At 67.1% G+C, this 12,430-nt stretch carries 2 protein-coding genes; both read right to left on the reverse strand.

All coding sequences use genetic code 11. The annotated features are described in order from the left end of the window. Window positions 1-65 precede the first annotated feature (65 nt). Window positions 66-5,075: a non-ribosomal peptide synthetase gene (locus tag E5P3_RS34175; protein WP_162590470.1), complete on the reverse strand. Its 5,010-nt coding sequence runs from the start codon at window positions 5,073-5,075 to the stop codon at window positions 66-68. Further along, a complete protein-coding gene (locus E5P3_RS34180; protein WP_232073641.1) occupies window positions 5,072-12,097 on the reverse strand; it encodes a polyketide synthase in 7,026 nt (2,341 codons plus the stop codon). Before E5P3_RS34180 ends, E5P3_RS34175 begins: the two co-directional genes overlap by 4 nt. Window positions 12,098-12,430 lie beyond the last annotated feature (333 nt).

Genomic DNA, 12,430 nt, shown 5'->3' on the forward strand with positions numbered 1-12,430 from the left:
TGTTCGCCGTACCACCGGGGACCGAACATCGGCTGACCGGCACGCGACATCCCCTTCATAGCGCCTTATCCTTTGCGGCCCCACCGAAAGACGCGACCGAGGAGGCTGCCGCGCTTGCCTTCGCTGTCGGTTGCCGCAGCGTTGATCGGTGCATCGGCGGTCGCGAAAGCGAGTTGCCCGAGGGTTTCGAACACGTAGCGGCGGGGTTCAACGCGGAAGCCCATCACTTCTTCCGCCTGTTGCACTACGCGCATCGCCAGCAGCGAGTCGCCACCAAGGTCGAAGAAGTTGTCATTGGTGCGGATGTCGTTGACGTCCGTGCTGAGTGCCCTGGCCCAGATCTGGGCGAGCTTGGCCTGCTCCGGAAGGAGCAGCGCCTGTGGCTGCTGCGATTGCACCGGCCGGCTCTCCTCACTTCGGGTGAGGGTGCGCTCCGGCGCCTCGCCGGCGGCCAGGCGCTGCAAGTAGAGCGCGCTGTCCGAGCCCTCAGGCGTCGAGAGCGCGGCCAGCGTGGCATCGGGCTGCTGGGCCACTCGCTGCAGCAACTCCAGGTAACGCTCCTTGAAGGCGACGCCGGTCTCGCGCTGATAGATGTCGGCGTTGTAGGCGATGGCGCCTTCGATGCCACGAGGCTTGTCCATCAGCCAGATGCCCAGGTCGTCGGTCGCGCCGCGCTGAAGCAAGTGCATCTGCTGATGCTTCAGATCTCCGATGTCCTGCGGTCGTTCGCGGGCATCCTGGAAGGAGAACAAGGCCTGGTAGAGCCCCACGCCCTGGGCACGCTCCTTGAACTCGGGCTCGCCGACCAGGCGCTCGAACGGCACCAGTTGGTGGCTCATCACCGCGATCAACTCCTGCTTGATGTAGCGCATGAATTCGCCGAAGCGCAGGGAGGGATCGACCTGGAAGGACAGCGGCAGCACGTTGTTGAAGAAGCCCATCACTGATTCGGCTTCAGGTACCTCGCGGCCGCGCACCGGTGTTGCGATGACGATTGAGGCAGTATCAATGATGCTGCTCATCATGAGGATGTAGACGCTCATCGTGAGCATATTGAGCGTAACGTCCCGACTGCGGCCGATCTCGCGCAGGCGCTCCGTCAGTACCTTGTCGACGGTGATCCAGTAGGTGCCGCCTTGTCCACTCATGCCGGCACGACGCGGCATGTCGGTGCGCGGCGCCTTCGGCGTGGGCGAGTTGGCGAAGCGATTTTTCCAGTAGCGCAGATGGATGTCGAACTCAGGTTGCGCAAGCCAGTTCGTGTACCACGCCGCGTAGTCACCGTGGGTGAGAGCCAACTCGGGCAAGCCATGCGGCTTGCCGCGCAATAAGGCGCCGTAGATGACGGCCAGCTCACTTTGCAGCACGTCGAAGGACCAGCCGTCCCAGATCAGGTGGTGAGGCACAAAGACGAATGCATGGTCATCGTCGCCGAGCCGATAGAGTGCTGCGTGAAAAAGGGGCGCTCGATGAATGTTGATCGGCCTGTCCGCAACTTCCTGCATGCGATCGAGCAGCTCAGCCTCTCGTTGATCGGCTGGTAGTTCACTGAGATCGATTATCGGCAGGTCCAGGTCGACGTCGCCTGCAGCCACTCGCATGACGTGGACACCGGTGGCCGGGTCGCGATCGATGAATGAACGCAGTACCGGCTGTCGGCGCATGATCTCGCAAAGCGCATCCTTGAACTTCTTCACGTCCAGCGGCCCGCCGAGGCGGTGCGCCGAGGGCGCGTTGTAGGTCGGCCGGCCCGGATGCAGCTCCTCGATGAAGCGGATGCGCTCCTGCATCGGCGTGAGCGGCGCACTGCGGCGGTCGGCCACGTGCGCAATCGGCGCACTGCGCGGCGCGTTGCTGCCGTTCAGCCCCTCGATGGCCGCTGCCAGCCGCTCGGCCGTCGGCGCCTCGAAGAGCATGCGCAACGGCACGGTGAGCTCGAACTCGCGGCTCAGCAGGGTGGTCAGTCGCGCTGCCAGCAGCGAGTGGCCGCCCAGCGAGAAGAAGTCGTCGCGAATGCCCAGGCCCGGGAGGTTGAGCACCCGCTCCATGGTCTGCAGCACGATCCGTTCGCGCTCGTTGCGCGGCGCCAGGCGCTCGCCGGCATCCTGGTGCGTGGCGCTGGGCTTGGGCAGTGCCTTGCGGTCCACCTTGCCGTTGGGCAGCAGCGGGATGGCGTCCAGCGGCACCACATGCTGCGGCACCATGTACTGCGGCAGACGGCTGCGCAGATGGCGGTCGAGCGCGGCCAGGTCGATCTCGGCACCGGGCGAGGGCGCGAGGTAGGCCACCAGGCGAACGTCGCCCGGCTGGTCCTCGCGGGTGATCACCACGCTGCGCGCCACGCCCTCGACCTCGTTGCAGCGGGCCTCGATCTCGCCCAGCTCGATGCGGTAGCCGCGCACCTTCACCTGGAAGTCGAAGCGGCCCATGTGCTCCAGCAGGCCGTCGTTGCGCCAGCGGCCGCGGTCGCCGCTGCGGTAGATCAGCGTTTGCACGCCGTCGATCGCCGTGGTGACGAAGCGCTCGGCCGTCAGCTCGGGGCGCTCCAGGTAGCCCAGGGTCACGCCCAGGCCGCTGATGCAGATCTCGCCCGGCACGCCGATGGGGCAGGGCTGCAGGTTGGCATCGAGGATCCAGACCCCGGTGTTGGCCATCGGCTTGCCGATGGAGACGCCGCGCGCCGCCACGATCGGGCGCTCCATGCGCCAGACGGTGGACCAGACGGTGGTCTCGGTCGGGCCGTAGAGGTTCCACAGCTCGCTGGTGCGGTCCATCAGCTCGAGCGAGAGCTCGGCCGGCACCGGCTCGGCGCCGATCCAGGCGCGGAAGCCGCGCGGGCCGGACCACTGCGCGTCCAGCAGCAGGCGCCACATGCCGGGCGTGGCCTGCAGGATGGTGATTTCCTCGGACTCGAGCGTGGCGCGCAGGCGGTTGCCGTCCATCGCGACTTCGCGCTGCACGATCACGATTTCGGCGCCGGCGGCCAGCGGCAGCATGACCTCGGGCACCGCCATGTCGAAGGACAGGGTGGTGACGGCGGCGAGCCGGTCGTCCGGGCCGATGCCGGGCTCGCGCTGCATGGTCTGCATCAGGTTGGCGACCGCGCGGTGCGGCACGCACACGCCCTTGGGCTTGCCGGTGGAGCCGGAGGTGTAGATCACGTAGGCCGTGTCCTCGGCCTGCGCATCCAGCGGACCGGGCGGCAGGGCCGTGGCGGGCTGCTGGAGCCACGCCGTGTCGCGGTCGAGCAGCAGCACGCGATCGGACGCGTCCTCGCGCCAGGCCTTGGGCGCGGCGGCGATGGTGGAGGAGGTCAGCAGCAGGCCGAGCTTCGCATCCTCGGCGTAGTAGTCCAGGCGGGCCTGCGGGAAGGCCGGGTCCAGCGGCACGTAGGCCGCGCCGCTCTTGAGCACCGCGAGCAGCGCCACGAACATGTCGAAGCCGCGGTCCAGGCACAGGCCCACGCGTTCGCCGCGGCCCATGCCGCGCGCGCGCAGCGCATGGGCCAGGCGGTTGGAGCGCTCGTCGAGCTCGCGGTAGCTCAGCCGCTGGGTGCCGTCGCGCAGGGCGGGGCGCTCGGGCTGGGAGGCTGCGTGGACGAGGAAGCCGGCGTGCATCAGCGGCGCGCCTTCGAGCGGTGTGGGCGCCGGCTGCAGCGCCACCAGGGCATGCGCCTGCGCGTCCGACAGCAGCGCGAGCCGGCCCACCGGCTGGGAAGGTTGGCGCACGACGTCCTGCAGCAGCTGCTCGTACATGTTCAGCCAACCGCGCACCGTCGCGTCGTCGTAGAGGTCGGCGTTGTACTGGGCTTCCATCTGCATGCCGCCCACCACCGGCGTGATGTTCAGGAACAGCTCGAAGTTCTCGTAGCGCCGGCCGATGGTGCTCTGCTCGACCTTGAGCTCGGGGAAGTTTCCGTCGTTGGGGGCCGCATCGCGGTCCACGTTGAACAGCACGTTCACCAGTGGCAGGCGGCTCGGATCGCGCGGCACCGGCAGCTTCTTGAGCAGCGCGCCATAGCCCAGGGTCTGGTGCTCGAAGGCGTCGAGCAGGACGCTTCCGCACTCGCTCGCGAGCTTGTCGAAGGGCGCCTGCGCGTCGACCGCGACGCGAATCGGCAGCAGGTTGACGCAGTGGCCCACCAGCGAGGGCATGTCGCTCGGCATCTGGCCGGCGGCGGCGATGCCCACCACCAGGTCGTCCTGCGCCGTCAGGCGGTGCAGCATGGCCGCGAAGGCGCTGAACATGGTGGCGAACAGGCTGGTGCCGGCAGCGGCGCCGAACTTGCGCAGGCCATCGATGAGCGGCTGCTCCAGCAGATGGTCGATGCGGTAGGCGTTGAAGGTGCGCACCGCCGGACGCGGGCGGTCCAGCGGCAGCTCCAGCACCGGCAGGCTGCCGCCGGCGTAGCGCGAGAGCCAGTAGCCGATGTGGGCGTCCATCTCGGGGCTGTCGGCCTCCTGGATCTCCCAGGCGGCGTAGTCGGAATACTGGGCGGCCGGCTCCAGCGCCGGGCCGGCGCCGGTCTGCTCGGCATAGAGCGCGCCCAGGTCCTGGCTGATCACGCCCCAGGACCAGCCGTCGCAGATCGCGTGGTGGGCGCTCAGCACCAGCACATGGTCGATGGGCGAGAGCCGGTAGAGCGCGGCGCGGAACAGCGGGCCGTGCTCCAGGTCGAAGCGCTCGAGCACCACGGCCACGCCGTCGTCCTCCAGGCGGCGCTTCTGGGCGCCCGGATCGAGCATGCCCAGGTCATGCTCCGCCAGCGCGACCGGGGCCGGCTCGCCGATCAGGAGCTCGGTGCCGTCGGATGAAAAAGTCGAACGCAGCGATTCGTGGCGCGCTACCAGGCGGTCCAGCGCCGTAGAGAGGGCGTTTTTGTTCAGGGTACCTTTGAGCCGCAAGCGCGCTGCTTCGTTGTAGGCCAGCGATGCCTCCGGACTCAACTGATCACCAAGCCAGACTTCGCGCTGAGCTTCCGTGGTCAAGACAACTCGCTCGATCGGCCCGGAGGCAAAAGGATCGAACACGTCCGTGGCGTTCTCTGCCGCGGCTGGAGCAATTGCTTCGGTCATGCTTGGTACTTTGTGAATCGGCCCTGTGCCCGGGGATCGGGCACGAACCAGGCGGGTTTCCCGTCTTTGTCGCGGCCCAGGCGGGCGTTGGCCGTGGGAGGTTGGGACGCGTCGAAGGCCAAGTTCGTCACGGCGCGGCGCGGGAGCAGCTCGGCTTCCTGCATCTCGGCGATCGATTCCTTGAAGGCCGACTTGATGGTCGCGATGTCCTGCTGCGTGTGCGCGGTGGTCATGAAGCAGGGGAAGTTGTCCAGGATGTGGACGCCGCGGCTGCGCATCATCGCAAACAGCAGGTCCTGCAGCGGATGGTCTTCCAGCCAGCTCACGCGCCACAGCGACGAGAAGTAGCGGATCTCAACCGGCGCGCCGACCTCGCGGCAGAAGGCCGTGAGCTCGTCGGCCATGGCCGCGGTGTGCAGGTTCAGCTGGGTCTGCAGCTTGTTGTTGTCCTGCTTGAGAAAATCGAGCGAAGCCTTGGCCGCGGCCAGCGCCAGCGGATGCCGCACGAAGGTGCCGGCGAAGTAGGTCACGCCCACGGTGGGCACCGAGTTGTCGCCGTACTGCCAGGGGCCGCCGTCCAGCGCATCCATGTACTGCCGCCTGCCGGCGATCACGCCGACCGGCATGCCGCCGCCGATCACCTTGCCGTAGGTGGCCAGGTCCGCGCGAACGCCGAACACCGCTTGCGCGCCACCCAGGTGCGAGCGGAAACCGGTGATGACCTCGTCAAAGATCAGGCAGGTATCGGACTTCTCGGTGATGGCGCGCACCTCGCGCAGGAACTCGCGCGGCTGGAAGTCGGGCCGGCGGCTCTGCACCGGCTCGACCAGCACGGCGGCCAGGTCCTCGGCATTGGCGCGGATGAATTCGAGCGCCTCGGGCGTGCCGTAGTCCAGCACGCGCACGTCGCCGAACATGCCCTGCAGCACGCCCGGCGCGGCGGACATGCCCTTGGCATTGCGGCCCGCGCGCACCAGCACCTCGTCGAAGGTGCCGTGGTAGGAGCCGGTGAAGAGCACCACGGTGCTGCGGCCGGTGACGGTGCGCGCGATGCGTATGGCGGCCATCACGGCTTCCGAGCCGGTGTTGCACAGACCCGCGCGGTCAAACTTCGTCAGTTCGCACACGCGTTCGGTGACCTCGGCGGCCAGTGGATGCTGAGGGCCGATCTCGAAGCCGGCGTCGAGTTGCTTGCGCATAGCGTCCACGACGAAGTCCGGCTGCCATCCGAAGAGATTCATGCCGAAGCCGTTGAGTGTGTCGACATATTCGTTGCCGTCGATGTCCCACAAATGCGAGCCCTTGGAGTGCTCGACCACGATCTGGTAGGTGATTTCCTTGGTCGCGGGCCGGAAGCCGTTGACCACGCGCGGGTCAGCCATGTGCGGGCGGTTGCGCGCGGTGAAGGCCTTGCTCTTTTGCGTGCGCTCCACGTAGCGGCGCATGAAGGCGGCCAACCGTGCCTTCTGGCGTTCGGTCGGCTCCTTGCTCTGCGTGTGGATGCGTGCGATCGCGCCGAAGGCCTTCTTGACGTCGTACTTCGGCGCGGCAGGCGGCTCCTCGGCAGGCGGCTCGGGGGTGTTTGACGCTGTGGCCGCGGCGGTGGCCATGGGCGTCGTTTGCTCCGCCGTCGGTGGCGGCGAGGTGTTGGTTGGAACTATCTGCCCGCCCAGCAGCAATGCGAGTTGCTGCTGCATCAACTGGGTCTGTTGCATTTGCTGGGCAATGATCTGCTGCAGGAGGATGCCATTGCCGTTCGTCAAACCGGCCAGCGGCGGGACGGGCGCTGCCTGCGTAGCCACCGTCACAGGCGGCATAGTCACGGCGGCTGCGACTGGGGGAACGGCAGCTACCACTGGCGCCGAGGCCGCAACAGGATCTGGCGGCAGCGTTTCATCGAGGAATTCCGCCAGTGCGTCGAAGGTGCGATAGCTTTCCATCAACTGGCGGAAGGTCAGGTTTGCCTTGAAATGCTTCTTGACTTGTATGGCAGCCTGCGTGAGCGTGAGCGAGTCGAGGCCGATCTCGACAAAGGGTGATCCGCTATGGACGCCGCTCATGTCCATGCCCGAGAGGTTCTCGAACAGCTCGCGCAGGCGCATGACGAGGGACGCGCGGCGTGGAGGCGCAACAGTAGCGGCGGTTGTCATCGGCAACTCCGGAATTGAAAGAGGGATGGGCAGGGCGGCACAAGCAAGAGAAGCTGAGGGCGCTTCGCAGGCGGCAATGTCGATCCAGAAACGCTTGCGCTCGAATGGATAGGTGGGTAGCAGCACGCGATGCTTGTTTGCACGCTCGTCGAGCGCGGCGAGATTGATTTCGGCGCCCATCGTCCAGATGCGGCCGGCGGCCAGCCGCCAGGCGCTGCACTCGCCATCGGGTCGGTCGCCAAGCAATTCGATGGCCGGCGCGGGAAGCAACTTGCTCGCGTGCTGGCGTACCAACATCGCCAGCGTGTTGCGCGGGCCGATCTCGACAAAGAGCGGATGCGCCAGCTGGGCCAGCACTTCGCGCACGGCGGGCGAGAAGCGCACCGTCTCGCGCAGGTGGCGGGCCCAGTAGCGCGGGTCGGTCGCTTCCTCGGCCGTCAGCAGCCGGCCGGTGAGGGTCGAGTAGATCGGCAGGCGCGGCGCCGAGAGGCTTAGTTCGCTCACCAGCACTTCGAAGGGCGCAACGGCGGGCTCCATCATCGCGGAGTGGAAGGCATGCGAGGTCGAAAGCAGCTTCGCGACGATGCCCTTGGCTTCGAGGTCGGCGCGCAGCTTCTCGATGGCGTCGCTCGGACCTGCGGCCACGCAGACCGCCGGGCCGTTGTCGGCCGCGAGCGAAATCCCTTCGGGCAGGAGCGGCTGCAGCTCGGCGGCCGGCAGGCGCACCGAGAGCATGGTGCCGGCGGGCAATGCCTGCATCAGAGCGCCGCGCCGCACGACCAGCCGCGCCGCATCCTCGAGCCGCATCACGCCGGCCAGCGCGGCGGCGGCGAACTCGCCGACGCTGTGGCCGATCATCGCGGCCGGCTTCACATCGAGCGCCATGAGCTGGCGCGCCAGCGCGTATTCGAGCGCGAAGGTCGCGGGCTGCGTGACCGAGGTCGGCGCGAGCGCGGCCGCATCGTCCGAGAACATGCGCTCGCGCAGGTCGAAGCCGAGCACGCCTTCGAAGGCCTGCAGGCATTCGTCAAACCCCGTACGGAACACCGCATCGGTCAGATACAGCGTTCGGCCCATGCCGGCGTACTGCGCGCCCTGGCCCGGGAACATCAGGACCGGCTGCGGCACCCACGCCGCCGTTGTCCCGCTGGCCGTTCCCAATGCGTCGGCCGCGCGCAACGCGGCTGCCGCCTGAACGGGGGAGCGTGCGACGACGCAGGCCCGATACGCGAAGGCCTTGCGGCCGACGCGAAGCGTATGGGCCACATCGGGTAGACAGATGCCGGGATGGGCATCGAGGTGATCGGCCAGCCGCGTGCGCGCCGCCGCCAATGCCGTCGGCGTGCGGGCCGAGAGCACAAGCAACTGAGGTGTGGCCGACACATCCGAATCCGCGCGCAGCGGAGCTTCTTCGACGATCACGTGGGCGTTGGTGCCGCCGACACCGAATGAGCTGACACCGGCGCGCCGCGGGGCTTCCCCGCGCGGCCATGGATGAAGGCAGTCGTTGACCCGGAAGGGAGTGGCGTCGAACCGGATGGCCGGGTTGGGCGCTTCGAAGTGGATCGACGCCGGGATGCGTTCGTAATGCAGCGAGAGCGCCGTCTTGATTAGGCCGGCAGCACCCGCTGCAGTGACGAGATGACCCACGTTGCTTTTGACTGAACCGATGCGGCAGAAGCCGATATCCGAGGTGTGTCGTGCATAGGCCCGTGTCAGGCCCTCGATCTCGACCGGGTCGCCCATTGGCGTGGCCGTGCCATGGGTCTCCACATAGGAGATGCTGCGCGCATCGACCCCGGCCGAAGCCAGCGCCGCCGAGATGACGGCTGCTTGGCCGTCGATATTCGGCGCCGTGAAGCTGGCCTTGGCCCCGCCATCGTTGTTGACCGCCGCGCCGCGCAGCACGGCGTAGACCGGGTCGCCATTGGCAAGTGCGTCGCCCAGTCGTTTGAGCATGACCACGGCCGCACCATCGCCGAACACCGTGCCCTTGGCCTTGGCGTCGAAGCTGCGCGTGTGGCCGTCGGGCGACAGCATCGCGCCCTCCTCGTAGAGATAGCCGCTGCGCGGCGGGCAGGTGATCGCGATGCCGCCGGCCAGGGCCATGTCGCATTGACCCGAGCGCAGCGCGTGGAACGCTTGCGCCACGGCAACGAGCGAGGTCGAGCATGCGGTGTGGATCGCGATGGCGGGTCCGGTCAAATTCAGCCGATGCGCCACGCGCGTCGCGATGTAGTCCTTCTCGTTGGCGAGCATCACCTGGAACGCGCCCAGCTCATCGATCAGCTCGGGTCGCTTTTGGACATGCTGCAGGAAGTAGGTGGCGTTGTACATGCCGGCATAGACGCCGACCGATCCCGGGCACTGGTCAGGCGTGTAGCCCGCACGTTCCATGCACTCCCAGCAGATCTCCAAGAACAGGCGCTGCTGCGGATCCATCAGCTGCGCTTCCTTCGGGTTGATGCCGAAGAAGGCGGCATCGAACCACTCGACGTCGTCGATCACCCCGCGCGCTCGCACATAGCTGGGGTCGGCCCGGAGCGCTGCGCTGACGCCAGCGTCCAGCGTCGCGTCGTCGAAGAAGCTGATCGAATCGCGCCCTGCGCAGAGGTTGTCCCAGAACTGTTCGACGCCGGCCGCACCGGGGAAGCGCCCGGCCATGGCGATCAGCGCGATCGGCTCGTCCGCGTCGGTAGAAGGCCTGGACCGAGGCCGCTCTGAGGCGGCGAGCTGTGGGGCGGGCGCTTCGCCTTCGAGTTTCAGCGCCAATGCGCGCGGTGTCGGCTGCTGGAAGAACAGGTTGGCCGAGAGCGGCTGTGTGCTGGACTTTTGCAAGTCGGCCAGTACCGCCAGTACCAGCAGTGAGTCGCCGCCCAAATCGAAAAAGTTGTCCGAGCGACCCGCCTTGTCGATCCCGAGTGCCCTTGCGAAGGCGGCGCAGACGCGCCGTTCCGCAGGGCTGCGGCCCTCTTCATAAGGCTCGGACAGGTCGGGACGCTCTGCCAGCGGCGCAGGCAGCGAGCGGCGGTCGAGCTTGCCGTTGGGAAGCAGCGGAAGTGCCTCGAGCACGACGTACGCGCTGGGCACCATGTAGGGCGGCAACAGCGTGCCGAGGTGCGCGCGCAGCGCTTCCACGCCCGGCGAGCGCTCTGTCGTGAAATAGGCTACCAGCCGCACGCTGCCGGGTTGGTCCTCGCGCGGGATGACTACTGTCTGGCGCACGCCGGGATGCTGCAAGAGAGCGTTCTCGATCTCGCCGAGTTCGATGCGATAACCACGGATCTTGACCTGATGGTCATTGCGGCCCAGACAATCGAGTACGCCGTCGCCACGCCAGCGCCCCAGATCCCCAGTTCTGTAGAGCATCGCGCCGTCGTGTCCACCGAAAGGATTTGCTACGAAGCGCTCCGATGTGAGCTCGGGGCGATTCAGGTAGCCCAGCGTCACGCCCGCGCCACCGATGAAGAGCTCGCCGACCACGCCGACCGGAAGCGGCTGAAGCGCCGCATTCAGCACGTGGAACTGGGTGTTCGCAACTGGGCGGCCGATCGGCACGACCGCATCGACCTGCTCAAGCCGGTGAAAGCTCGACCAAACCGTCGTCTCGGTTGGCCCATAGCCGTTCCAAAGCTGCTGCACCATCGGGAGCAGCTTCCGACCGAGGTCCTGGGGAAGCGGCTCGCCGGTACAGATCGCCAGCATGTCCGCGCGACCAGGCCAACCTGCACCGAGCAGCAAACGCCAGGTCGACGGGGTTGCGTCGACAAAGGTGACCTCTTCACGCTCGATGAGAGCGCGCAACAGCATGCCGTCCGTGGTCTGGTCCTTGTCGGCCATGACGATGCGCGAGCCGATGGTTAATGGCAGCAGCACCTCTGACACGGCGATATCGAAGGACAGCGTCGTTACCGCGAGCGTCACGTGGTCGGCTCGGACTCCTGGAACGCTGCGCAGGCTGGTCAACAGGTTGCATACGCTGCGATGCGGCACGCGCACACCCTTGGGTCGGCCTGTCGAGCCAGAGGTGTAGATCACATAGGCAACCGCCTCCGGGTCGCCCTGTGATGTCGGGACCACGGCGTTGGGCGTGACCTGATCGGCGCGCACGAGGGAGACCGCCTTTCCTGACCAGGAACCGACGGTCGAGCCATCAACGACCATCACCCGAAGCCCTGCGTCGCCGGCCATGAAATCCAGGCGATCCGGGGGGAACGAAGGATCCAGCGGCACATAGCCCGCGCCGGCCTGCAGAATGCCGTAGAGCGCCACCACCATGTGCTCATTCCGGTCACACGACAGGCCAACGAGGTCGCCGGCGCGGACACCACGTGCCTGCAGTGCTTCGGTGAGTCCGTTCGCGCGTTGAGCCAGCTCCCTGAAGCTGAGTTTCACGCCACCTGCGGTGATGGCGATGGCATCTGGCGTGGCGGCGACCTGGCGCTTGATCAGGACCTCGATGCGCAAGCCCACTTCCAAGGCCATCGAAGTCGCGTTGAACGATGCAAGTAGTGCTCGATCGACGTCGGTGAGCGCAAAGGCGTCCGCCAGTGCGATCTCGGTGTTGGCGCCCCAGCGGACCAAGGCAGCGCGGTAGATGAGAAGCCAGCGCTCGATGGTGGAACGATCAAAGAGCTCGCTGTTGAAGGCCGAGTTCAGGGTCAGATCCAGAGGGGTATGGACGGCTTGCAGCACCAGGTCGGTCTGCAGGTTGGGGGGCGGTACCGCTTCGGTGGCATAGCCAAAGAAGGTGGTCGGGCGTGCTGTGCCGAGCTGATCCGCCGACGGCAAGGCTTCGGCCAGGCTCTCGGGGTGCCGAGTGCCTTCACGCAGGGCTGCGTCGCTGCGCTCCACGAGTTGGCGCAAGGTCATGCCCGGAGCCACTGGCAAGTGCATCGGAAGCAGCTTGCCTGGTGCTTTCGCAGGGAGTGCGCCAACGAGGACGCTCTGCTGTTGGGTCAGCCAATGCACCATTCCCGCGAACACACAGAAAAGAACCGACTCGATCGAGGCTGCTGCGCCTTCAGCAAGCCGGGTGGCTGATGCGACTGCGTCGCTGCCCAGGCTGAGGCTCATCGCGGCCATCGACGAAGGTGATTGCGGCGTTCGCCGGCGATCGGACGGAAGCGCTGTCGCCGAGAACTCACCTGGCGAAAACCCATCGTGCCCGTACTTGTCGCCCGAAGTCGCCCCCGGCTCGGGTTC

This window comes from Variovorax sp. RA8 (genome assembly GCF_901827175.1).
Lineage (GTDB): Bacteria > Pseudomonadota > Gammaproteobacteria > Burkholderiales > Burkholderiaceae_C > Variovorax.

Excerpts from the sequence above, each read along its gene's own strand:
- E5P3_RS34175 (WP_162590470.1), bottom strand. The coding sequence starts at position 5,075 with ATGACCGAAGCAATTGCTCCAGCCGCGGCAGAGAACGCCACGGACGTG.
- E5P3_RS34180 (WP_232073641.1), bottom strand. The coding sequence starts at position 12,097 with ATGACCTTGCGCCAACTCGTGGAGCGCAGCGACGCAGCCCTGCGTGAA.